The following is a 24841-nucleotide window of genomic DNA, read 5'->3' on the forward strand; positions in this document are numbered from 1 at the left end:
GTAGGAGCCGACTTTAGTCGCGATGCAGGCAGCGCGGTTTCAAGACAGTTGCTGCTACAGGGGTGTGCTCCAACCGCCGCCGAGGGCTTTTACCAGCTGTACGTTGGCGCTCAACTGGCGTGTCTGCAGGTCGAGCACGCCGCTTTGCGCCTGCAAGGCGGCGGTCTGGGCCTCGACCACGTCGAGGTAGCCCACGGCGCCGTCCTTGTAACGCGACAGGGCGAGGTTTTCCGAGTCGTGGGCGGCGCTGGCGGCGTCGCGCTGGTCCTGCAGGGCGCTGCCCAGGCCGGCGATCAGGGTGAGGTTGTCTTCCACCTGCTGGAAGGCGCCGAGCACGGTGCTGCGGTAGTGGCCGGCGGCTTCGTCGGTGGCGGCGCGGGCGGCGTCGACGCCGGCCTTGCGCTTGCCGCCATCGAGCAGGGTGGCCACCAGCGAGGGGCCGATGGACCAGAACAGGTTGGGCGCCGCCAGCAGGCCGGCGTACTGGTCGCTCTGGTAGCCGATTTGCGGGCTGAGGGTGATGGTGGGGAAATAGGCGGCGCGGGCGATACCGATCTTGGCGTTGGCCTCGGCCACCCGGCGTTCGGCCGCGGCGATGTCGGGGCGGCGTTGCAGCAGCGCCGACGGCACCCCCGCGGGCACCACCGGCAGCTCGATGCGCGCGGTGTCCACCGGCACGCTGAACTGCGCCGGCTGGGCGCCGACCAGGGCGGCGATGGCGTGCTCCATCAGCGCCCGCTGGGCCTGGTTCTGCGACAATTGCGACTTGGCCGACGACAGCTGGGTGCGCGCCCGCGCCACGTCCAGGCCGGAGACGATGCCGCCGCCATGCAGGCCTTCGGTGAGGTTCAGGGCCTTGGCGAAGGCGTCGGTGGTGGCGCTGAGCAGTTGGGTCTGCTGGTCCAGCCCGCGCAGGCGGATGTAGTCGTCGGTGAGCTGGGTCTGCAGGCTCAGCCGTGCCGACGCCAGGTCGGCAGCGGCGGCCTGGGCCTCGTCGGCGCCAGCGTCGACCGAGTTGCGCACCCGCCCCCACAGGTCGACCTCGTAGTCCAGCTCCACGCCCACGGTCACCGAGTTGTAGTCGCTGGGCCCACCGGTGGCGCGCAGTGGGCGGGTGTCGGATTGGCGGATACGCTGGGGATTGGCGAAGCCCTTGAGCGTGGGGAACAGGTCGGAGCGCACCTGGGCCAGGAAGGCCTGGGCCTGGGCGTAGTGGGCGACGGCGGCGCTGAGGTCGGGGTTGTTGGCGGCCAGTTGCTGCTGCAGGGCGTTCAGGCGGCTGTCGTGGTAAATCGTCCACCAGCCGTCGCGGTTCATCTGGTCGGCCGGTTGCGCCGGCGCCCAGGGCCCGACGTTGCGGTACTGCGCCGCGGTGTCGATGGGTGGCACTTTATAAGGCGGCGCCAGCGAACAGGCGCAGGGCAACACGGCCAGGCACAGGGCCGCAAGGCGCTTAACCATGGTTGCTGCCCTGCTGGGGCGGCGGGCTGATCTTCACCGCGTCGTTGTCGGCCAGGCCATCGGGCGGGGTGTCGATGACCCGGTCATTCGGCGCCAGGCCCGAGCCGATCTCCACCGTGTCGCCGAAATCGCGGGCGATGGTCACGGTCTTGAATTTGACGTGATCGTTGCCGTCCAGGGTGGCCACGCGCAGCCCCTGGTCATCGAACAGCAGCGCGCTGGCCGGCAGGCGCAGGGTGTCGGCCTGGGTCGGCAGGTCGAAGCGCACGTTGGCGAACGCCCCCGGCATCAGCCGCGCGGCCTTGTTGTCGACCATCAGTTGCACCAGGGTGGCGCCGGACGCCGGGTTGATGGCGTCCGCACGGGCCACCACCTTGGCCTGGAAGCTGTCCTTGGGGTATTCGGGCACGGTGAGGCTGGCGCTGGTGCCTTCGCGCACCTGCGCGGCAAAGGCCTGGGGCACCTGCACGTACACGCGCAGGCGGCTGATGTCGGACACCGCGAACAGCTCCGGCCCGGTGCCGCCGCTGCCGGCGTTGATCAACGCGCCGACGTCGGTGGCGCGCGCGGTGACCACGCCATCGAAGGGCGCCACCAGCCGCTGGAAGCCCTTGGTGGCCAGCAACCGGTCGACGTTGGCCTTGGCGGAGGCGACTTCGGCCTGTTTGGCCGCCAGGTCTCCCACGCGTTGATCGACGTCCTGGCGCGACACCGAATCGGACGCCAGCATCACCTGCCAGCGGTGGGCGGTGGTGGCCGCCAGTTGCGCATTGGCCTGGCTGGTGGCCAACTGGGCCCGGGCCTGCAGCAACTGCTGGTCCAGCTCCGGGGCATCGATCTCGGCCAGCAACTGCCCGGCCTTGACCTTGCCGCCAATGTCCACGGTCCAGGATTTCAGGTAGCCGCTGACCCGGGCGAAGATCGAGGCCCGCGACCAGGCTTCAAGGCGCCCCGGCAGGTTCAGCACCGGGCCCTTGTCCGGCCGGCTCGGCGCGATCAGCACCACCGTGGGCATGGCCTGGGTGTCGGTCCAGGCCTTGAGGTTGCGCGACTCGGTGGCGCGAGTGCTGACCCCGGCGACCACCACCACAATCACCAGCACCACCCCCCCGATCAGTGCCAGGCGGCCGCGCCGGGAGCTTGCCGAATGCTGCGCTGACATGTCAGGCCTCCTGGCCGCTGCGCTGGGCAACGGCCTCGCGCCCGTCACGGGCATGGACAATGCTGAAAATGGCCGGCACCAGGAACAGCGTGGCGCAGGTGGCGAAGGCCAGCCCACCGATCACCGCCCGGCCCAGGGGTGCGTTCTGCTCACCGCCCTCGCCCAGGCTCAGGGCCATGGGCGCCATGCCGATGATCATCGACAGGGCCGTCATCAAGACCGGCCGGAAGCGGGTGTAGCCGGCCTCCAGCGCGGCTTTCAGCGAGTCGCCATGTTCGTTGAGGCGCTCGCGGCAGAAGCTCACCACCAGGATCGAGTTGGCGGTGGCCACGCCCATGCACATGATCGCCCCGGTCAGCGCCGGCACCGACAGCGTGGTGTGGGTGGCGAACAGCATCCACACAATACCCGCCAGGGCCGCCGGCAGGGCGGTGATGATCACGAACGGGTCGAGCCAGGACTGGAAGTTGACCACGATCAGCAGATAGATCAGCACCACCGCCCCCAGCAGGCCGAAGAACATGCCGTTGAACGCGCTGTTCATGGTTTGCACCTGGCCCTGCAGCGTCGCCTTGGAGCCCTTGGGCAGGTCTTTGCCGTGGGCATCGATGACGGCCTGGATATCCGCCGCCACCGCGCCCAGGTCGCGCCCCTGGATCGACGCGTACACCTCCACCACCGGCTGGATGTCCGACTGGGTCAGCACCGAATTGCTCTGGCTGCGCTCGAACGTCGCCAGGCCGCCCAGCAGTTGCCCGTTGGCACCCTGCCCGCTGGCGCTCAGCGGCAGGTCATGCAGCGCGCCCAGGGTGTCCAGCTTGTACTGCGGCGTCTGCAGCACGATGGGGTAGGAAATGCCGTTCGCGTTGTTCAGCCAATAGGTGGGCGCCACCTGGCTGGAACCGGCCAGGTTCACCACCAGGCTATTGGTGATGTCGCGCTCGGTGATGCCCACCAGTTGCGCGCGGGTACGGTCGACGTTGATCTTGAAGCTGGGCAATTGCCGAGACTGCTGCAGCCGCGCGTCCACCACCCCCGGCACCCGGCGAATCTCGCGCAGCACGCTGTTGGCGTAGGCGAAGTTGCCGGCCAGGTTGGCCCCCGACACCTGCAGGTCGATGGGCGCGGCCGAACCGAAGTTGAGGATCTGCCCGACGATGTCCGAGGGCGGGAACGAGAACACCACGCCGGGGAACGCCTGGGGCAGTTGCTCGCGCATCTGGCGGATATAGTCGGCCGTGGCGCGGTGGCCCTCGTTCAACGAGATCTGCACGTCGCTGTCCTGGGAACCGACGGTGCCGGTGTTGTTGTAGGCGGTGTTGATGCCGCTCACCGACAGCCCGATGTTGTCCACCACCGCGCCCAGCTCCTCGGCGGGGACGATGCCCCGCACGGCCTGCTCGACGCGGTAGATCACCTGTGCGGTGTCTTCAATGCGGGTGCCCACCGGGACGCGGACGTGCATCAGGATCTGCCCGGAGTCGACGCTGGGAAAGAAGTCCCGCCCCAGGAACGGCGCCAGCCCGAACGACAGCAGCACGAAGGCGAAAAACGCCAGCAGGAACAATCCACGCCGGTGCAGCACCCGTTCGAGCAGGCCATGGTAGCCCTCGCGTATCTGTTCGAAACGCGCCTCGAAGCCTTGCTGGAAGCGTACCAACGGGTTGCGCGAGGGCTTTTTGTGCGCGCCTTCCTCGTGCGCTTCGTGGGGCTTGAGCAGGAAGTTGGCCATGGTCGGCACCAGGGTGCGCGACAGGATGAACGAGGCGATCATGGCGAACATCACCGCCTCGGCCATCGGCACGAACAGGAAGCGGGCGATGCCGTCGAGGAAAAACATCGGCACGAACACGATGCAGATGCACAGCAGCGACACGAACGCCGGGGTGACGATCTGCGCCGCGCCGTCGAGGATCGCTTCGCGCACCTGCTTGCCCTGCTCCAGGTGCCAGTTGATGTTTTCAATGGTCACCGTCGCATCGTCCACCAAGATGCCCACGGCCAGGGCCAGGCCGCCCAGGGTCATGATGTTCAGGGTTTCCCCCAGCGCCGCCAGGGTGGCGATGGAGGCCAGGATGGCCAGGGGGATCGACACGGCGATGATCACCGTCGAGCGCCAGCTGCCCAGGAACAGCAAAATCATCAGGCTGGTCAGCGCTGCGGCAATCACCGCCTCGCGGGCCACGCTGCTGATGGCGGCGCGGACGAACAGCGACTGGTCGCCGATGAAATCGATCTTGAGGTTGTCGGGCAAGGCCGCCTTGGATTCGGCCAGTTTATCCTTGATGCCGGCGATCACCCCCAGGGTGGACGCCGACCCGGTCTTGAGCACGGTGATCAGCACCGAGCGGCTGCCGTTGACGTGGACGATGTTGGTTTGCGGCGGCGCGCCGTCGCGCACGCTGGCCACGTCGCGCATCAGCACCGTAGTACCGTCGGCGGCCTTGATGGGCAGGGCTTCCAGGTCGGCGATGGCCGAGGGCGCGTTGTTCAGCTGCATGACGTATTCGTAGCGGCCGATTTTCTCGGTGCCCACCGGCGTGATCAGGTTCTGCCCGGCCAGGGCGTTGGCCACGTCCTGGGCCGACAGGCCGCGGGCCTGCAGGGCAGCGGAGTCGATGTCGATCTGCACCTGGCGGCTCTTGCCGCCGAACGGGTACGGCATGGCGGCGCCGGCCACCGAGGTCAGCAGCAGGCGCACGCTGTTCAGGCCCAGGTCGCCCAGGCGCTGCTCGCTCAGGCCCTGGCCCGACAGCGCCAGCTGCACGATGGGCACGGTGGAAGCGCTGTAGTTGAGGATCAGCGGCGGCGTGGTACCCGGCGGCAGCTGCCGCAGGATCACCTGGGCTACCGAGGTCAGCTGGGCGTTGGCGGTACTGATGTTGACGTTGGGCTGGAAGTACACCTTGACGATGCCGAAGCCGTTCAGCGACTCGGCGTCGATGTGGCGCACGTCGTTCACCGTGGTGGTCAGCACCCGCTCGAACGGCGAGGTGATGCGCCCGGCCATCTGGTCGGGCGGCAGGCCGGTGTATTGCCAGATCACGGCGATGACCGGAATGCGGATCTCCGGAAAAATGTCCGTAGGCGTCCGCCACGCCGCCAGGGGGCCGACGATGAGGATGAAAATGGCCAACACCACGAAGGTATAGGGCCGGTTCAGCGCGACACGCACAATTCCAAGCATCGGGTTTGTTCCGTACGCAGGACAGGACGCCACCACCAGGCACACGCCGGATCAGTGTAGGCCCGGCAAACGTTTGTGAGGAGTAGCCTGAAGAACCTTTAATCGGCCGACCGTTGATCAGCGCGAAGGGCCCGCGCCGCGCGGCTGTTGTCCAACACTTGAGTGCCCAACAGAACAAGGAGAGGAGCCATGCCCGTGGAAATCAATGCCCAGACCCAACGTTGCACCCTGGTCGACGCCGACAGGCGTTGCGAAGGCCTGGCGACCGACGTGCGCATCACCACCGACGACCAGCTGCGCATGTCCATCGCCGAGCTCAACGGCCATCGCGTGCCCATCACCGAGGCCGAGGCCGACGCCCTCACCGTGGCCGGCGCAGTGGACGCCCGCCACCACGTCAAGGCCAGCGTGCCCGGTTCGGTCATCTAACCCCCGTAGCAGCTGCCGCAGGCTGCGTCCCCAGTCAACCGCGGCGCCCCTGACGCGGCCTGGCGGCCGCTGCTACAGGGAGCGCGTGCCGAAGGCTGCGTCAGCGTTGGATTTGCGAAGGCAGCACGCCAAGCAAATCGGGCAGCGCGGATTTCACCGTCTGCCAGACGATTTCGAGGTTAATGTCAAAATACCCATGAGCAATTCGGTTGCGCATCGTTCTCATGCTGCGCCAAGGAACGTTTGGATGTGCCGCAGCAAACTCAGGATATTTATCCATGACTTTGGTCGATGCTTCGCCAAGAATGACGAGGCTCATGATTACCGCCTGTTGCGTGCGCTTATCCTCGAGAAACTCTTCGATCTGAAGCCCTTCGACAAGACCAGGGCATCCTGGGCAGCCTCGCGGATATGCGCCAGGTAGTCATCAAGCCGTTGCTCCGTCATACCGGGCGCGCCTGAGCGACGACCCGCTCCCTGAATTTGATCGGAAGATCACCCGGCGTCAGCACATCGACCGCTACCCCCAACAGGTCTTCCAATTCGGCCTGCAGCCCACCCAAGTCAAACAGTGTTGCACCAGGCAACGCGTCTACCAGCAAGTCCAGGTCACTGCCATCCTGGTCGGTACCCTGCAGTACCGAGCCAAAAACCCGAGGATTGGCGGTGCGGAAGCGCCCCACGACCTCACGGACAGCAGCTTCCTTGTTAAGAAGGGCAACGGATGGGCGCATGACAATCGGTCCTTTGGTCGGCTCGGTATTGGCAGTCTACCATCCGTAACTGCCTCACTGCGCCAACTCCAGCAACTCCATCGCCATCGGCCGCGCAAAGTAATACCCCTGCGCCTGCGACGCGCCCATCTCCTTGAGCAGCTGCAAGGTGGCCTCGTCTTCCACGCCTTCGGCCACCACCGGCAGCCCCAGCGAGTCGGCCATGCGCACGATGGCGCGGACGATGGCGCGGCTGCGTTCGCTGGCGGTCAGTTCGAGGATGAAGGATTTGTCGATCTTCAGGCCGCTGAAGCGGTACTGGTGCACGTAGCTGAGCGACGAGAAGCCAGCGCCGAAGTCGTCGAGCATCACGCTCAGGCCGTGTTCGGCCAGTTGCTGCATGGTCTGCCGGGCGCGCTCGGGCTCGGCCACCAGGCCGCCTTCGGTCAGTTCCAGGCACAGACGGTGGGCGTCGATGCCGTGGCGTTGCAGCAGCGCCAGCACTTCGCTGGCGAACTCGGGCCGGGTAATGCTGTAGCTGGAACAGTTGACGTGCACCGGCGGCCAGTGCGCGTGCTCGGGCCGGGCGAGGATTTCGGCGATGCGGTTGAGCATGTACAGGTCCAGCCGGCCAATCAGCCGCAGGCCTTCCAGCGCCGGCAGGAACTGCCCTGGCGCGGTGATGCGGCCGTCGGCCTGGCGCCAGCGGATCAGCGCCTCCAGCGCCACCACCGCACCGCTTTCGACGCTGACGATGGGCTGGAAATACGCCAGCAGCTCGTCGTCGCGCTTGAGCGCGTTGCGCAAGGCGCCCTCGCGCTCCATCTGGTCGGTGACCTCGCGGCGCACCTGCTGGTTGAACACCGCGAAACTGTCGCGGCCGGCGTTCTTGACCCGGTACATGGCGGTGTCGGCGTCACGCAACAGGTCCGCCGGCTCATGGTGGAACTGCCCGTCGGCGCTGACGATGCCGATGCTGCACGAGGAAAACACCCCATGGCCGTCAATGTTGAATGGCAGGTCGAAGGCCAGCAGGATGCGCTCGGCGAGGTCCACCGCCACATCGAGGTCGGCGCTGGGCGCCAGCACCGCGAACTCGTCGCCGCCCAGGCGCGCCAGCAGGTCGTCCTGGCGCAGGCAGTTGCGCAGGCGGGTGGCGGCCTGGGTCAGCAGCAGGTCGCCGAAATGGTGGCCGAGGCTGTCGTTGACCATCTTGAAGCGGTCCAGGTCGATGAACATCACCACCAACGGCCGCTGTTGCCGGCAGAAATCCTCCCAGGCCTGCTGCAGGCGTTGCTGCAGGTGGCTGCGGTTGGGCAGCCCGGTCAGGGCGTCGTGGGCGTTTTCATGCTGCAGCTTGGCGTTGGCGTGGTCCAGCTCACGGGTGCGGCTCTGCACCCGCGCCTCGAGCATCAGGTTGGCGGCGTGCACCGCCTCGGCGGCGCTGCGCCGCGACAACGCGGTGTCGATGTGCCGGGAGACGAAGGTCAGCAGCTCCTGGTCGCGCTGGCTGTAGCGGATCATCGGCGAATAGCTCTGCACCACCAGCACGCCGCGCACCTGGGTGCCTTCGAACAGCGGGATGCCCAGCCACGACTGCGAGCGGATGGGCCCGGGGTTGTGGGTGATTTCGCCGCTGGCCATCAGCTCGGTAGCGTCGTCGTAGTCGATCAGGCACGGTCGGCGCTGGCGGATCACGTACTCGGTCAGCCCACGGCGGCCACGGCGTGGCGGCGGCACGGCGGCGCTCTGTTCGTCGATGTAATAGGGGAAGGTCACCTCGCCGGTCATCACCTCGAACAGGGCGATGTAGAAATTGCGCGCGAACAGCAGGTCGCCGACGATGCTGTGCAGGCTCTGGAACAGCTCGGCCATGTCCCCCGGCTGGCTGGACAGCTCGGCAATCTGGAACAGCGCGCTGTGCAGGTGCTCGGCGCGCTCGCGCTCGACCACTTCCTGGCGCAGGGCATCGTTGAGCTCGGACAGCTCCTGGGTGCGCCGCGACACCGTCTCCTCCAGGTCGACCCGGTGCAGGATGCGGTCCAGGGCCATGGCCACGTGGCGGGCCACCACCAGGAACAGCTCGCGGTCCTCGGCGCTATAAATACGCGACACCTCGTAGACCTGCATGGCAAGCATGCCGAACACCTCGTCCGAGGCGTTCTTCAGCGGCGCGCCCATCCAGAACTCGGGGCGGTGGCCCAGGGGGGCGAAGCGCCCTTCCTGCTCGGCGCGGCGCATGCCCACGGCGTCGACCATCAGCGGCTGGCCGCTGATCAGCACGTAGCCGGTCAGCGACAGGCACTCGGGGTCCAGGTATTCGTGGCTTTCGGCCTCGATGGCATCGACGTCGATGATGTCCACGTAATAAGGGTACGAGACCTTGCCGTGCTGCGGGTCGTACAGCGCCAGGTAGAAGTTCTCGGCGTCGATCAGCGTGGCCAGGTGCCGGTGCACGCCTTCGAGGAACGCCGCCCGGTCACGGGTGGAACTGGCCAGGTAGGTAATTTCGTACAGCACCCGCTGGGTGATCTGCGCCCGCGCCAGGGCCTCGCTCTGCACCCGCGTGCCCAGCTCCCGGGCGAGCTCGGCCAACTGCAGGTTGTGCGCCTCGCTGCGTGGCGCCAGCAGCCAGCCCAGGGCACGCTCGCCCTGGCCGGTGGGCCAGCGATGCAAGCCCTCGGTGCGGCAGAACGCGTCGAGGTCGTCAGCTGCCAGTGTCGCAGGCCACTGGCAGAAGGCGCCGCCCTGGGCCGCCCGGTGCATGGGCTCGCCATCCCGGTACCACACCCACGCGCAAGCCTTGGGCCAGGCGCGCGCGCCGGCCAGCACCACTTCAATCGACGCGGCCGTCTGTTCGCCCGGCGGCAGGCGTGAGTCATCGGGCAAAACGGGGAAGTTCAAGAAGGTGCTCCAACAGAACGGACAGTCGCAGAACCCCTTATCGGCAGGGCCAGACGAAGATATAGCGCGGTGCCACTACTTCAGGCAAGCTCTGTCAGACCAACCGGGCGCCAACCCTTGCGCCAGACGCACCACTGATGCCATTCGCTGCACAAACTTTTTCACTGGTGTCATAATAATGACCGGCAATCGCACAGGTTCGCATGGGCCACCGGGTTGCCGTATTGACACAGATCATGGCGGCTGATATTTGTTAACTATCCAGTTAGTTTTGGTTTCGACCCCAGCTGACGGCCAGCGTTACCTAAAATGATATTGCTCTATAATAAAAACAACGGAGACACCCATGGATCAAGTATCCACCGAGTCCCACGGCTCAAAGCAGACCAAGAAAGCGACCGCCAGCGGCTGGATTGGCTCGGCGCTCGAGTACTATGACTTCTTTATCTACGCCCAGGCTGCGGCGCTGATATTCCCGCAAATCTTCTTCCCGTCCACCGACCCCAAGATCGCTATCGTCGCCTCGCTGGCTACTTATGGCGTGGGTTACATCGCCCGTCCGATCGGTGCCGCGTTCCTGGGCCACTGGGGTGACACCCGCGGCCGCAAGAACGTGCTGCTGTTGTGCATGTTCCTGATGGGCTTCGCGACCATGGCCGTGGGCCTGCTGCCTACCTATAGCCAGGTTGGCATGCTGGCGCCGGTCCTGCTGGTGGTGCTGCGCCTGATCCAGGGCTTCGCGGTAGCCGGCGAGATCTCCGGGGCCAGTTCCATGATCATGGAGCACGCGCCCTTCGGCAGAAGGGGCTACTACGCCAGCTACACCCTGCAGGGCGTGCAGGCAGGGCAGATCTTCGCCGCGGCGATCTTCCTGCCACTGGCCTACTTCATGCCTGACGATGCGTTCAACAGCTGGGGCTGGCGGATTCCGTTCCTGCTCAGCGCCATCGTGCTGATCGCCGGCTACATCATCCGTAAAGAGGTCCACGAGACCCCGGCCTTCGTCAAGGAAGAAGCCAGCACCGAACTGCCGAAAGCACCCATCGTCGAGGCCTTCCAGCACAACTGGCGCAACATGTGCCTGGTGACCTGCATGGCGCTGATGAACGTGATCCCGGTGGTGGCCACCATCTTCGGTGCGGCCTACGCGGTGCAGCCGGCCTACGGCATCGGCTTCTCGAAGAGCGTGTACTTGTGGATTCCGGTGATCGGCAACATCGTCGCCGTGGTGGTGATCCCGTTCGTGGGCAACTGGTCGGACAAGATCGGCCGTCGCCCGATGATCATGGGTGGCGCCCTGGGCTCGGGCCTGCTGGCCTTCGGTTACCTGTACGCGATCAGCATCCACAGCGTGCCCCTGGCCTTCACCATGTCGCTGCTGATGTGGGGTGTGGTCTACCAGGGCTACAACGCGATCTTCCCAAGCTTCTACCCGGAACTGTTCCAGACCCGCTACCGCGTGTCGGCCATGGCCATCTCGCAGAACGTGGGCACCATGATCACCGCGCTGCTGCCGGCTTTGTTCGCCGCCATCGCCCCGCCCGGCTCGGACAACATCCCGATGACCGTGGGTGCCATGGCGTTCGGCATCACCATCATCGCAGCCCTCGCGGCTTACGCGGCCAAGGAAACCTACCGGATTCCGATGGCAGACCTGGGCAAGCGTGATGCGAAGGAAGTGGACAAGAAGGATTACCTGCAGATGCGGATGCAGGCGGTGAAGTAACAGCAGCTGCAAGCTGCAAGAAAAAGCCCCGGCTTCGATGAGAACCCGGGGCTTTTTCGTATCCAACAGCTTTTGATCTGCTTTTGATCTGCTTTTGATCTGCTTTTGATCTGGCTTTTGATCTGGCTTTTGATGTGCTTTTGATCTTGATCTAGCTTTTGACTTTGATCTTGGCCCCGTTAAGCGCCCGGGCCGACCGGAGGCGTTGATCAAGCGGGCCTCGGCGGAGCCGAGGGAGACGGAACCGGAGGCGCTTCTATTCCGGGCCGTCGTCCGCTTGAGCGACGCCGGAGGGAGGGGACCCGTAGCGCAGCGGAGGGCCCAAGCAGGGGCGAGAATTTTTGGTTACTTTTTTTCGACTGAAAAAAGTGACCCGGCGTAAGGCCGGAACGGTCGGTGGTCGCACCACGAAAATGGATATGTTCGAAATCGCCGAAGCGGGATACAGAATCGGTGAACATATCCATTTTCGTGGGGATACCACCGACCGTTTCGGCCTTACGCCGACTCACTTTTTGTCAAACGCCACAAAAAGTAAGCAAAAAAGGCTTGCCCCTGCTTGGGCCCTCCGCTGCGCTACGGGTCCCCTCCTTCCGGCGCCGCTCAACGGGCAGACGGCACCCGCTATAGAAGCCTGCGGGTTACCGTCTCTTCGGCCTGCGGCCTCGGCCCTTCGGGCAGCCCGTTGATCGACGCCTCCAGTCGGCCCGGGCGCTTTACGGGGCATACAATCAAGATCAAAAGCCAGATCAAGATCACAAGCCAGAGCAACAGCAACAGCAACAGCAACAGCAACAGCAACAGCAACAGCAGAGCGAATACATTGCGTTGCGTTGGCCTGAACGCGGCCTGGCGGCCGCTGCTACGGGCTCAGCGGCCGCCACCCAGGTCGAGGAAGCTGCCGGTGGTGTAGCTGGCCTGCTCCGAGGCCAACCACAGGATCGCCTCCGCCACCTCGTGGGGCTGCCCGCCCCGCCCCATGGGAATCCCCGGCTCCAGCTTGCTGACCCGATCCGGGTCGCCGCTCAGGGCATGGAACTCGGTATAGATGTAGCCCGGCCGTACCGCGTTGACCCGCACGCTCTCGCCGGCCAGTTCCTTGGCCAGGCCCACAGTGAAGGTATCCAGCGCGCCCTTGGACGCCGCGTAATCGACGTACTCGCCCGGCGAGCCCAAGCGCGCGGCCACCGAGGAGACGTTGACGATGCTGCCGCCCTGCCCGCCATGGCGGGTGGACATGCGCAGGATGGCGTGCTTGGCACACAGGATCGGCCCGGCAACGTTGCTCTTGAGCAGCTTCAGCAGGCGGAATTCGGACATTTCGTCGACCCGCGAGGTGTGGCCCACGGTGGCGGCGTTGTTGACCAGCACGCTGACCGTGCCCAGCTCGGTGTCGACGCGGTTGAACAGGTGCACCACCTCGTCCTCGACGCTGACGTCGGCGCGCACGGCAATGGCCTGGGCGCCCAGCTCGCGCAGTTCGGCCAGGGTGGTCTGGGCGGCCTGTTCATCGGCCAGGTAGTTGATGCACACGCGGTAACCCTGGCGGGCGGCCAGGCGCGCAGTGGCGGCACCGATGCCACGGCTGCCGCCGGTGATGACGATAACTTTATCCATGGACCTCGGTACACTCCTCATGGGGATTGCAGGGTTGAAGGCTGGCTAATAGTACGAAATTCAAGCGCCCGACGCGCGCTGCAGATTTTCCGCCGCGTGAATATCGGCCATGAAGCGCTCCGCCGGCAAGGGGTGGCCCAACAGAAAACCCTGCAGCGAGTCACAGCCCAGGCGGGTCAGGAAGTTCTGCTGGTTATCGGTCTCCACGCCCTCGGCGACGATACGCAGGCCCAGGGCCTGCCCCAGGGCGACAATGGCCGAGACGATGGCGGCGTCGTCGCTGTCCTGCTCCAGGTCACGGACGAAGCCGCGGTCGATCTTCAGCTCGTTGGCCGGCAGGCGCTTGAGGTACATCAGGCTGGAGTAGCCGGTGCCGAAGTCATCGATGGACAGGTCCACGCCCATGTCCGACAGCTGGCGCAGCACACTCATGCTGGCGTCGGCGTCGTTCATGGCGGTGGTCTCGGTGATCTCCAGGGTCAGGTTGTTCGCCGCCAACTGGTGCCGTTCAAGCGCCGCCGCGACGCTGGCCACCAGGCCCACGTGGCAGAACTGCAGCGCCGACAGGTTCACCGCGATGCGCCAGTGGCCATAGCCCTGCACCGCCCACTCGCGCATCTGCCGGCAGGCCTCGTCCAGCACCCAGTCGCCGATGCCGATGATCAGCCCGGTCTTCTCCGCCAGGTCAATGAAGCGGTCCGGGCTCAGCAGGCCCATGTCCGGGTGCTGCCAGCGCAGCAGCGCCTCGGCGCCCACCGGCTGGCCAGTGCTGGCCTCGAATTTGGGCTGGTAGTGCAGGCGCAGCTGGCCGCGCTCCACCGCCAGGCGCAGGTCCTGCAGCAGTTGCAGTTGCTTGCGGGCGTTGGTGTTCATGGAGCCGTCGAAGAAGCTGTAGCAGTTCTTGCCCGCGCTCTTGGCGTGGTACATGGCGGCGTCGGCGTTCATCAGCAGGCTGTGCTGGTCAATGCCGTTGCCGGGGTACAGGGCGATGCCAATGCTGGCGGAGATCTGCAGGTTCTGCTCGGCCACCCGGAACGGCTGGGCGATCAGGGCGACCTGGCGGGCGGCCACGGTGGGCACGTCGTCCGGCTCGTCGAGGGCCACCAGCAGCACGAACTCGTCGCCACCGATGCGCGCCAGGGTGTCCTGGCCCTGCAGGTTGCCGCGCAGGCGCAGGGCCACGGCGCGCAGCAGCTCGTCGCCGGTGAAGTGGCCGAAGGCGTCGTTCACCGGCTTGAAGCCGTCCAGGTCGATGAACATCAGCGCGAAGCAGCCGCCCTTCTCGTCCACCATCTGGATCGCCTGCTCGATGCGGTCGGCCAGCAGCATGCGGTTGGGCAGGCCGGTGAGGTTGTCGTGCAGGGCCAGCTGCGTCAGCTCGCGGTTGGCCAGGCGCAGGGAGTTGGCCAGGTCAGCGGTGCGTGCCTCCATGCGCGCGTCCAGCACCGAGGTCAGCAGGGTGATGCCCAGCACCGCCAGGCTGGTGATCAGCACCATGTAGTCCAGGCCCTTGCCGGTCAGGCCACCGCCCAGGGCGCCACAGGCGCTGCCCTCGGGGAACATGGCCGCGGCCATGCCGGTGTAGTGCATGCCCACTATGGCCACGCCCATCACCACCGAGGCCACGCCGCGCGCCAGCACCACGTGGGGCGCGGCATGGCGCAGGCGGAACGCTATGTAGAGGGCGGCCGCCGAGGCGCCGATGGCAATGACGATGGAATCGATGAACAGCACGGGATCGTACTGGATGCCGGGGGTCATGCGCATGGCGGCCATGCCGGTGTAGTGCATGGTGGCGATGCCGCTGCCCATGATCAGCGCGCCGAAGGCCAGTTGCCCGAACGGCAGCCGCGGCTGGCTCACCAGCCACAGGGCGAAGCCCGAGGACAGCACAGCGATCAGCAGCGACAGCGCGGTCAGTTTGAGGTCATACCCCAGGGCGATGGGCAGGCTGAAGGCGAGCATGCCGATAAAGTGCATGGACCACACGCCGACGCCCATGGACAGCGAGCCACCGGCCATCCAGAAATACACCGCGCGCCCCTTCGCGGTGGCGATGCGGCCAACCAGGTCGAGCGCCGTATAGGACGCCAGCATGGCCACGCACAGTGAAATGACAACCAGGGAGGGGGAATAACTACCAATCAGCATGCGACTCTCGAAACCGGCAAATACGACGCGTTCCCTGCGAAAAATCTGCCCGGGATTGTACGCAATTAAACGTTTGTTTGCTTGCGAAGAGCGCCTGAATACGGGGGCTTGGCGGGATATCGCTTTGCCATCACCGAATCCAGCTTCTACAAGGGTCCGGCCGCTGTACAGCGTTGTACAGGGCCGGTGCTGACCTTAACCTTTCAGACGAACGGCATCAAGGCGCGCGGCTCAATTCCAGCTGCCCATCCCAGCCGCCGCCCAGCGCCGCAATTAGTTGCACGCTGGCAACCAGGCGGCTCTGCAGCACGTTGAGCACGCTGCGCTCGTTGCTCAACGCCGTGGCCTGCACCGTCACCACGTCGAGGTAGGCGATGAGGCCGGCCTTGTACTGGTTGGTGGTCAGGCGCAGGGACTCGCGCGCCGACTCCAGCGCCTGCTCGCGCACCTGGGCCTCGTCTTCGTACACCTTGAGTTGGACCATGTAGTTTTCCACCTCCTGGAAGCCGTTGAGCACGGTCTGCCGGTACTGGGCCACGGTCTGGTCGTAGACCGCCTCGGTGCGGTCCACCTCGGCCGAACGCTGGCCGCCGTCGAACAGCGTGCCGGCCAGCTGCGGGCCCACCGACCAGAAGCGGTTGGGCAGGCTCAGCCAGTTGGCGAAGGTGCTGCTGCTGTAGCCCCCGGACAGGCTCAGGGTCAGGTCCGGGTAATAGGCGCTCTTGGCCACGCCGATGTTGGCGTTGGCGGCCATCACCGAGCGCTCGGCGGCGGCGATGTCGGGGCGCCGCTCCAGCCACTGCGACGGCACCTGCACGGGGATCTGCGGCAGCGCCGGGATGGCCTGGCTCTCGGCCAGGTTGAAATCGGCCGGCGGCACGCCCATCAGCACGGCGATGGCGTTCTCGTACTGGGCGCGCTGCCAGCGCAGGTCCACAAGGTCAGCCTGGGTGGTGCGCAGTTGGGTCTGCGCCTGGGCCACCGCATCGGCGCCCGAGACGCCGACCTTGTACTGGTTCTGGGTCATGGTCAGCGAGCGCTCGTAGGCCTGCACCGTGGCCTCCAGCAGGCGCTTCTGCTGGTCGATGACCCGCAGTTGCAGGTAGTTCTGCACCAGCTCCGACTGCAGGCTCAGGCGCATGGCCGCAAGGTCGGCAAGGCTGGCCTGGGCGCTGCCCTTGTCGGCTTCCAGGCCGCGGCGCAGCTTGCCCCACACGTCGGCTTCCCAGCTGACGTTGGCCTGGGCCGAGTAGCTGTTGCGAATGCCGCTGCCGGCGCTGCCCAGGCTGGTGTTGCTGTTGCTGCTGCCGGCGCCCTGGCCGGAGCGGGTCTTGCTGGCGCTGAGGTCGACGGTGGGGAAGAACGCGCCACGCGCGCTCTTCACCAGCGCCTGGGCCTGGCGGTACTGGGCTTCATATTGCGCCACGGTCTGGTTGGAGTGGTTCAGGCGCTCCACCAGGCCGTTGAGCTGGGTGTCGCCGTACACTTCCCACCAGGCGCCACGGGCCAGGGCGTCGCTGGGCTGCGCCTGGCGCCAGCCCTGGGCTTCCTTGAACTGCGCCGGCGCGGCCACGTCCGGGCGCTTGTAGTCAGGCCCCACGGCACAGCCGCCCAGCAGCAGGCCAGTGAGCATCAGCGCGCTCAGGCCCAGGTTGAGCAGGCGCGAGCCGCGGGCGGTGGCCATCTGGCAGGTCAAGGGGCGCAGCAGCACGGTCGGCTTGTTCATAGCGGGGTTTCCAGGGATGCATCGGTACGCACGCCGCGCCAGCGGTTGACCCGGTGGCGCAGGCGATCGAGGTAGAGGTAGACCACCGGGGTGGTGTACAGGGTCAGGATCTGGCTGAAGATCAGCCCGCCGATGATGGCCAGGCCCAGCGGCTGGCGCATCTCCGCGCCCTCGGTGCCGCCGATCAGCAGCGGCAGCGCGCCAAGGATGGCCGCCAGCGTGGTCATGAGGATCGGCCGCAGGCGTTGCAGGCAGGCCTGGCGAATCGAGTCGAACGGGCCCATGCCCTGCTCGCGTTCCAGCTGCAGCGCCAGGTCGATCATCAGAATGGCGTTCTTCTTCACCACGCCGATCAGCAGGAACAGCCCCAGCAGCGAGATCAGGCTGAACTCGCCGCCGGTGACGTAGATGCTCAGCAGCGCGCCCACCCCCGCCGACGGCAGCGTGGAGAGAATGGTCAGCGGGTGCACGTAGCTCTCGTAGAGGATACCCAGCACCAGGTACACCAGCACCAGCGAGCCGAGAATCATCCACGGCTGGCTCTTCTGCGCCGCGGCGAAGGCGTCACCGGTGCCGGCCACCTTGACGATGATGTCCTCGGGCAGCCCCAGGGAAGCAATGGCGCGCTCGATGGCGGCGGTGGCACGGTCCAGGGGCACGCCCTCGGCGAGGTCGAAGGAGATGCTTTCCGAGGCGAACTGGCCCTCGTGGCTGACGCTGTCGTCGGCCAGGCTGTTCTCATAGTGGGCGATGCTCGACAGCGGTACCCGCGCGCCGGCGGAGTTGATCACCTGCACCTGGTCGAGGGTGACCGGGTTCTGGGCGTACTTGGGGTTGATCTCCATCACCACTTCGTACTGGTTGAGGCTGTCGTAGATGGTGGAGATCTGCCGCTGGCTGTAGGCGTTGTTGAGCACCCCGGTGACGGTGCTCATGTCGATGCCCAGGCGCTTGGCCTGGTCGCGGTCCACCACCAGGGTCACCTGGGGCGCGCCGCGGCCTTCGCGGGCATCGATGGAGGTCAGCTCCGGCAGGCGCTTGAACGCCTCGGTGATCTTCGGGTACCAGGTGCGCAGCGCGGCCAGGTCGCCGCTCTGGATGATGTACTGGTACTGGTTGGTGGTCTGGTCGCGGGCGCCGCCGAACTGCAGGTCCTGGTCGGCCATCAGCATCAGCCGCGCGCCGGGCACCTTGGGCAGGTTCTTGCGCAGGCGCTCGATGACCTGCTGGGCGTTGACGTCGCGCTCCTTGATGGGCTTGAGGCGCACCAGGATGGTGGCGTTATTGGTGCCGTTGTTGCCGCCGATGAAGCCGGCGACGCTGAGCACCGCCGGGTCGGCGATGATGGCGCGGCGGAAGGCTTCCATCTTCGGCTGCATGACGGTGAACGACAGGCCGTCGTCGCCGCGCACGAAGCCCATCAGCTGGCCGGTGTCCTGCTGGGGCATGAAGGTCTTGGGCACCACCACGTACAGGGCGATGTTGACGCCGATGGTGACCACCAGGCTGATCAGGGTCAGCCGCCGGTGCGCCAGGGCCCAGCCCAGGGTGCGGTCGTAGCCGCGCACCATGGCCTCGTGCACGCGGTTGCTCCAGCGCTGCAGGCGGGTTTCATGGCCGTGGTCGTGGGGCTTGAGCCAGCGCGCGCAGAGCATCGGCGTGAGGGTCAGCGACACCAGCAGCGACACCACGATGGCCGCCGACAGGGTGATGGAGAACTCGCGGAACAGCTTCTCGATGATGCCGCCCATGAACAGGATCGACATGAACACCGCCACCAGCGAGGCGTTCATCGCCAGCAGGGTGAAACCCACTTCGCGGGCGCCCTGGTAGGCGGCTTTCATCGGCGCCATGCCGGCGTTGATGTGCCGGGCAATGTTCTCCAGCACCACGATGGCGTCGTCCACCACCAGCCCCGTGGCCAGGATCAGCGCCATCAGCGACAGGTTGTTCAGCGAGAAGCCCCACAGGTACATGATGGCGAAGGTGCCCACCAGCGACACCGGCACCGCCAGGGTGGGAATCAGCGAGGCGCGCCAGTCGGCCAGGAACAGGTACACCACCAGCACCACCAGGGCCACGGCGATCAGCAGGGTGCTCTCGGCCTCGTGCAGGGTGGCGGTGATCACCGGCGAGCGGTCCATGGCGATGTTCAGCCGCACGCTGGCCGGCAGCACCGCTTGCAGGGCCGGCAGCTGCGCCTTGATTTGCGCCACGGTCTTGATGATGTTGGCGCCGGCCTGGCGGTTGATCACCAGCAGCACCGCCGCGTCGTCGTTGAAGAAGCCGGCGTTGTAGCGGTCTTCCACGCCGTCGGTGAGCTTGGCCACGTCGCTCAGGCGCAGGGCCGAGCCGTTCTGGTAGCGAATGATCAGCGGGCCGTAGTCCTTGGCCTTTTCCAGCTGGTCGTTGGCCTGCACCTGCCAGTTGTGCTCGCCGCTTTCGACGAAGCCCTTGGGCCGGCGCACGTTGGCGTTGGCGATGGTGGTGCGCACCTCGTCCAGGGCCACGCCGTACTGGTTGAGCAGGTTGGGCTCGACCTCCACGCGCACCGCCGGCAGCGAGCTGCCGCCGATCTGCACCTCCCCTACCCCGTCCACCTGGGACAGGCTCTGGGACAGGATGGTGGATGCCAGGTCGTACAGCTGGCCCTTCTGCAGCACGTCGGAGGTCAGCGACAGCACCATGATCGGTGCCTGCGCCGGGTTGACCTTCTTGTAGGTGGGCATGCTGCGCATGCCGCTGGGCAGCAGCGGCCGCGAGGCGTTGATGGCCGCCTGCACCTCGCGGGCGGCGCCGTTGATGTCGCGGTCCATGTCGAACTGCAGGATCACCCGCGTCGAGCCCTGGCTGGAGCGGCTGTTCATGTTGCTGACGCCGGAGATGCTGCCGAAGGCGCGCTCCAGCGGCGTGGCCACGGTGGAGGCCATGACCTCGGGGCTGGCGCCGGCGAGGTTGGCCGACACCACGATCACCGGGAAGTCCATCTGCGGCAGCGGCGACACCGGCAACAGGCCGAAGCTGACGCCGCCCAGCAGCATCACCGCGACGCTGAGCAGCATGGTCGCCACCGAGCGGCGAATGAAGGGGGCCGACAGGTTCATGCCGACGCCTGCGGTTCAGCGGCCGGTGCCTTGCGCCAGCGGCGCCCCAGGCGGTCGAAGTACAGGTAGATCACCGGGGTGGTGAACAGCGTCAGCACCTGGCTCACCAGCAGCCCGCCCACCATCACCAGGCCCAGCGGCTGGCGCAATTCTGCGCCCGAACCACCGGCCAGCATCAGCGGCACGGCGCCGAACAGCGCGGCCATGGTGGTCATCAGGATCGGCCGGAAGCGCAGCAGCGCCGCCTGGTAAATGGCGGTCTGCGGGTCCAGGCCCTGGTTGCGCTCGGCGTCCAGGGCGAAGTCGATCATCATGATCGCGTTCTTCTTGACGATGCCGATCAGCAGGATGATGCCAATGATGGCGATCATCCCCAGGTCATTGCCGCTCAGCAGCAGCGCCAGCAAGGCGCCCACCGCCGCCGAGGGCAGCGTGGAGAGGATGGTGATGGGGTGGATGTAGCTCTCGTAGAGAATGCCCAGCACGATGTACATGGTCACCACCGCCGCCAGAATCAGCAGCAGCGTGCTCGACAGCGACGCCTGGAACGCCTGGGCCGCGCCCTGGAACTGGGTCTGCACGCCAATCGGCATGCCGATGTCCTTCTGCACCTGCTCGATCAGCGCTACAGCCTGGCCCAGGGCCACGCCCGGCGCCAGGTTGAACGAGACCATCACCGCCGGGAACTGGCCGATGTGCGAGATGGCCAGCTGCGCCTGGCGCTGCTCGATGTGCGCCAGGCTCGACAGGCGCACCTGGGTGCTGTTGGTCACCGGCAACGACGAGCTGGCACCGGTGAGGGTGCTGGACACGGTCTGGTTGATGGCGCTGTCGCTGGGTGTGCTCTTGACGTAGATCTGCTCCAGCGCCTGCGGGCCGATCACCGAGGCGTTGGCCGCCTGCAGCACCACGCGGTACTGGCTGGCCTGGGTGTAGATGGTGGAAATCTGCCGTTGGCCGAAGGCGTCGTACAGGGCGTTGGTGATGTCGGCGACGTTGACGCCCAGGCGCTTGGCCTGGTCGCGGTCGATCACCAGGTACACCTGCAGGCCCTTGTCCTGCAGGTCGCTGGCCACGTCGGTGAGCTGCGGCTGCTGGCGCAGGGCGTCCACCAGCTTGCCGCTCCACTGGCTAAGCAAGTCGGCATCGGGCGACGACAGGCTGAACTGGTACTGGGTGCGGCTGACCCGGTCCTCGATGGTCAGGTCCTGCACCGGCTGCATGAACAGGCGCATGCCCACCAGCTTGTCGGCTTCCGGCTGGATGTTGGCGATGACTTCACTGGCGGTGTGGCTGCGCTGGCCCAGGGGCTTGAGGTTGATCAGCATGCGCCCGCTGTTGAGCGTGGCGTTGTCGCCGTCCACGCCGATGTAAGAAGACAGGCTCTCGACGTCCGGGTCCTGCAGCACGATGGCCGCCAGGTCCTGCTGGCGCTGGCTCATGGCGCTGAAGGAGATCGACTGCGGCGCCTCGGTGATGCCCTGGATCACCCCGGTGTCCTGCACCGGGAAGAAGCCCTTGGGCACCACCATATAAAGGAACACGGTGAGGCCCAGGGTGGCCAGGGCCACCAGCAGGGTCAGCGGCTGGAGGCGCAGCACCCACTGCAGCTTGCGGCCGTAGGCCTCGATCAGCCAGTCGATCCAGGCGCCGCTGGCGCGGTAGAAGCGCGTCTGTTCTTCCGGCTTGGGCTCGCGCTTGAGCAGGCGTGCGCACATCATCGGCGTCAGCGTCAGCGAGACCACCAGCGAAATCAGGATGGCCACCGCCAGGGTGATGGCGAACTCGCGGAACAGCCGCCCCACCACGTCGGCCATGAACAGCAGCGGGATCAGCACGGCGATCAGCGAGAAGGTCAGCGACAGCAGCGTGAAGCCGATCTGCCGGGCGCCCTTGAGCGCCGCCTGCAGCGGCGTCTCGCCCTCCTCGATGTGGCGGGAGATGTTCTCCAGCATGACGATGGCGTCGTCCACCACGAAACCGGTGGCGATGGTCATGGCCATCAGCGTCAGGTTGTTGATGGAGAAACCGGCCAGGTACATGACGCCGAACGTGCCGATCAGCGACAGCGGCACGGCCACCGACGGAATGATCGTGGCGCTGAAACGGCGCAGGAACAGGAAGGTCACCAGCACCACCAGGGCGATGGAGAACAGCAGCTCGTGCTGCACGTCGGCCACCGAGGCGCGGATGGTCTGGGTGCGGTCGGTGAGCACCGCCACGTCCAGGCCCGCCGGCAGGTTGTCGGTGATCGACGGCAGCACCGCCTTGATGCGGTCCACCACTTCAATCACGTTGGCACCGGGCTGGCGCTGGATGTTCAGCAGCACCGCCTGGTTCTTGTTGGCCCAGGCCGCCAGGCGCTCGTTCTCGGCGCCGTTGACGATGGTCGACACATCCTTCAGGCGCAGCGGCGCGCCGTTGCGGTAGCTGAGGATGAGGTTGGCGTATTCTTCGGGCGAGACCATCTGGTCGTTGGCGTCGAGCATCGACACCCGCGTGGGGCCGTCGAAGTTGCCCTTGGGCTGGTTGACGTTGGAGGCGGCGATCAGCGTGCGCACGTCGGCCAGGTTCAGGCCGTTGGCCGCCAGGGCCTCGGGGTTGACCTTGATGCGCACCGCCTGGCGCTGGCCGCCGGCGATGGAGACCATGCCGACGCCGGTGATCTGGGCGATTTTCTGCGCCATGCGCGTGTCGACCAGGTCGTTGAGCTTGGGCAGCAGCATGGTTTTCGAACTGATAGCAAGGGTCAGCACCGGGGTGTCGGCCGGGTTGACCTTGTTGTACACCGGCGGCGCCGGCAGGTCGGTGGGCAGCAGGTTGGTGGCGGCGTTGATGGCCGCCTGCACCTGCTGCTCGGCGACGTCCATGTTGATGTCGAGGCTGAAGCGCAGGGTCAGCACCGAGGCGCCGCCGGAACTGGTGGAGGCCATCTGGGTGAGCCCGGGCATCTGCCCGAACTGGCGCTCCAGCGGCGCGGTCACGGCGCTGGTCATCACTTGCGGGCTCGCGCCGGGGTACAGGGTCATGACCCGGATGGTCGGGTAGTCGACCTGGGGCAACGCCGACACCGGCAGCAGGCGGTAGGCGATCAGGCCGGCCAGGATAATGGCCAGCATGCTCAGGGTAGTGGCTACCGGACGCAGGATGAACAGCCGCGACAGATTCATACGCCCGCCTTGCTCCGGTGGCCGTTGCCGGCCTGCTTGCCGGCGGCGTCTTCACCCTTGAGGTGCTCGCCTGGCGTGGTGGGCACCTGGCCTGGGTCATTGACCACTTCCACGCTGCTGCCGTCGCGCAGGCGGTCGGTGCCTTCCAGCACCACGCGGTCGCCCTTGGCCAGGCCGTCCTCGACCACCGTGACGGTGCCGTCGGAGGCGCCGATCTTCAGCTGGCGAATGCGCACCTTGTCGTTGCCGTCCATCGCATAGACGAAGGTGCCGTTGGTGCCGAACTGCACCGCGGCCGAGGGCGCCAGCACCACGTCCTTGAGGGTGTCGGACAGCAGGTGGACGTTGACGAACTGGTTGGGGAACAGCGCCAGGTCCTTGTTATCGAAGTAGGCCTTGAACTTCAGGGTGCCGGTGGTGGTGTCGATCTGGTTGTCGATGCTGTGCAGCACGCCCGTGGCCTGCTGGGCGCGGTCGCCGCGGTCCCAGGCTTCCACCGGCAGGGTGGCGCCGCTGCGCACGCGGGCCAGCACCGGGTCGAGGGTGGTCTCGGGCAGGGTGAAGATCACGCTGATGGGCTGCACCTGGGTGATCACCGCCAGGGCGGTGGTGTCGTTGGCAGCCACCAGGTTGCCCACGTCCAGCTGGCGCAGGCCCACGCGGCCGCTGATGGGCGCGCGGATCTGGGTGAATTCCAGATTGAGCTTGGCATTATTGACGTTGGCCTGGTCGGTGAGCAGCGTGCCCTGGTACTGGCCCACCAGCGCCTCGGCGGTGTCCAGGGTCTGCTTGGCGATGCTGTCCTGGGCGAACAGCTCTTTATAGCGTTGCAGGTCGCGCTGGGCGTTCTTCAACTGCGACTGGTCCTGGGCCAGGGTGCCCTGGGCCTGCTGCAGGGCAATTTCATACGGGCGCGGGTCGATCACCGCCAGCAGGTCGCCGGCCTTGACCATCTGCCCTTCCTGGAACGCCACCTTCACCAGCTCCCCGGCCACGCGGCTGCGCACGCTGATGGTGTTGGTGGCAGTCACCGTGCCCAGGGCTTTCAAATAGACCGGGAAGTCGCCCACGGTGGCCGGGGCCACTCGAACCGGCGTAGGCCCACTGGCCGGGCCGAAGCCTGGGCGCATGGGGTTGCCGCCCGGGCGGCCGCCGTGGGGCCGGCCTTTCTCGGGCGGGCCGCCGGCTTCATGCTGCTGGGCCGGCGAATGCTGCGCACGCCAGTACAGGCCCGCGGCAATCAGCAGGATCAGGATCAGCAGGCCGAACAGCCAACGGGGAAAGGTGCGGGAACCGGCGGGTTGCATGGAATGATCGACCATTATTGAAAGTGGGTGTGTCGGGAGGCTGGAACGATAATCATTGTTGCGAATATTGCAAAGTGCCTTTACCCGCTATTTACGTAGGACGCGTTTATGCCGTGTTTCGTCCAGAAAAGAAAACGGCCTGGGGGATGCCAGGCCGTTTCTTTATTACTGCATGTAACACAGA

General features: G+C 66.3%; 13 protein-coding genes and 1 pseudogene. 2 read left to right on the forward strand and 12 right to left on the reverse strand.

Translation table 11 applies throughout. The annotated features are described in order from the left end of the window. Positions 1–54: 54 nt before the first annotated feature. From RAM80_RS06775 to RAM80_RS06785, 3 genes are read right to left on the reverse strand one after another with little or no spacing between them, the layout of a single operon-like run. On the reverse strand, positions 55–1461 hold the full coding sequence (locus RAM80_RS06775; RefSeq protein ID WP_416425453.1) for an efflux transporter outer membrane subunit: 1407 nt from the start codon (positions 1459–1461) through the stop codon (positions 55–57). Next, the gene (locus RAM80_RS06780) at positions 1454–2623 is read right to left on the reverse strand and encodes an efflux RND transporter periplasmic adaptor subunit (RefSeq protein WP_416425454.1); all 1170 of its coding nucleotides are present in this window, start codon (positions 2621–2623) and stop codon (positions 1454–1456) included. Before RAM80_RS06780 ends, RAM80_RS06775 begins: the two co-directional genes overlap by 8 nt. Before the next feature lies 1 nt (position 2624). Beyond that, positions 2625–5810: an efflux RND transporter permease subunit gene (locus RAM80_RS06785; RefSeq protein ID WP_416425455.1), complete on the reverse strand. Its 3186-nt coding sequence runs from the start codon at positions 5808–5810 to the stop codon at positions 2625–2627. Positions 5811–5999: 189 nt separating this feature from the next. Between RAM80_RS06785 and RAM80_RS06790 the strand changes: the two genes are divergently transcribed. Beyond that, positions 6000–6239: a DUF3203 family protein gene (locus RAM80_RS06790; RefSeq protein WP_416425456.1), complete on the forward strand. Its 240-nt coding sequence runs from the start codon at positions 6000–6002 to the stop codon at positions 6237–6239. 100 nt (positions 6240–6339) lie between these two features. Here RAM80_RS06790 and RAM80_RS06795 read toward each other — a convergent pair. From RAM80_RS06795 to RAM80_RS06805, 3 genes and pseudogenes are all read right to left on the reverse strand, one after another. Next, a pseudogene (locus tag RAM80_RS06795) lies at positions 6340–6686 on the reverse strand (DUF86 domain-containing protein). Beyond that, a complete protein-coding gene (locus tag RAM80_RS06800) occupies positions 6683–6973 on the reverse strand; it encodes a nucleotidyltransferase family protein (protein ID WP_416425457.1) in 291 nt (96 codons plus the stop codon). Before RAM80_RS06800 ends, RAM80_RS06795 begins: the two are co-directional and overlap by 4 nt. A 54-nt stretch (positions 6974–7027) precedes the next feature. After that, entirely contained in the window at positions 7028–9856 is a 2829-nt protein-coding gene (locus tag RAM80_RS06805) for an EAL domain-containing protein (protein ID WP_416425458.1), read from the reverse strand. A 346-nt stretch (positions 9857–10202) separates the two neighbouring features. Here RAM80_RS06805 and RAM80_RS06810 point away from each other — a divergent pair, with 346 nt between their 5' ends. After that, positions 10203–11582, forward strand: a complete 1380-nt coding sequence (locus RAM80_RS06810; protein ID WP_416425459.1) for an MFS transporter — start codon at positions 10203–10205, stop codon at positions 11580–11582. 870 nt (positions 11583–12452) lie between these two features. On the opposite strand, the gene RAM80_RS06815 is transcribed toward RAM80_RS06810, so the two are convergent. The 6 genes from RAM80_RS06815 to RAM80_RS06840 all read right to left on the reverse strand — a co-directional run bounded on the left by RAM80_RS06815 (position 12453) and on the right by RAM80_RS06840 (position 24672). Continuing rightward, positions 12453–13199, reverse strand: a complete 747-nt coding sequence (locus RAM80_RS06815) for an SDR family oxidoreductase (protein WP_416425460.1) — start codon at positions 13197–13199, stop codon at positions 12453–12455. A 60-nt stretch (positions 13200–13259) separates the two neighbouring features. After that, positions 13260–15350, reverse strand: a complete 2091-nt coding sequence (locus tag RAM80_RS06820; RefSeq protein WP_416425461.1) for a putative bifunctional diguanylate cyclase/phosphodiesterase — start codon at positions 15348–15350, stop codon at positions 13260–13262. 217 nt (positions 15351–15567) lie between these two features. Continuing rightward, entirely contained in the window at positions 15568–17076 is a 1509-nt protein-coding gene (locus RAM80_RS06825) for an efflux transporter outer membrane subunit (protein ID WP_416425462.1), read from the reverse strand. After that, positions 17073–20180, reverse strand: a complete 3108-nt coding sequence (locus tag RAM80_RS06830) for an efflux RND transporter permease subunit (protein WP_416425463.1) — start codon at positions 20178–20180, stop codon at positions 17073–17075. Before RAM80_RS06830 ends, RAM80_RS06825 begins: the two co-directional genes overlap by 4 nt. Beyond that, positions 20177–23350, reverse strand: a complete 3174-nt coding sequence (locus RAM80_RS06835) for an MdtB/MuxB family multidrug efflux RND transporter permease subunit (protein ID WP_416425464.1) — start codon at positions 23348–23350, stop codon at positions 20177–20179. The genes RAM80_RS06830 and RAM80_RS06835 overlap by 4 nt, the downstream gene beginning before the upstream one ends. After that, positions 23347–24672 carry an MdtA/MuxA family multidrug efflux RND transporter periplasmic adaptor subunit gene (locus RAM80_RS06840; RefSeq protein WP_416425465.1) on the reverse strand — a complete coding sequence of 442 codons (1326 nt, stop codon included), beginning with the start codon at positions 24670–24672 and terminating at the stop codon, positions 23347–23349. The genes RAM80_RS06835 and RAM80_RS06840 overlap by 4 nt, the downstream gene beginning before the upstream one ends. Between the last annotated feature and the right edge of the window lie 169 nt (positions 24673–24841).

The organism is Pseudomonas sp. App30, assembly GCF_047947025.1.
In the GTDB taxonomy this organism is placed as follows: Bacteria; Pseudomonadota; Gammaproteobacteria; order Pseudomonadales; family Pseudomonadaceae; genus Aquipseudomonas.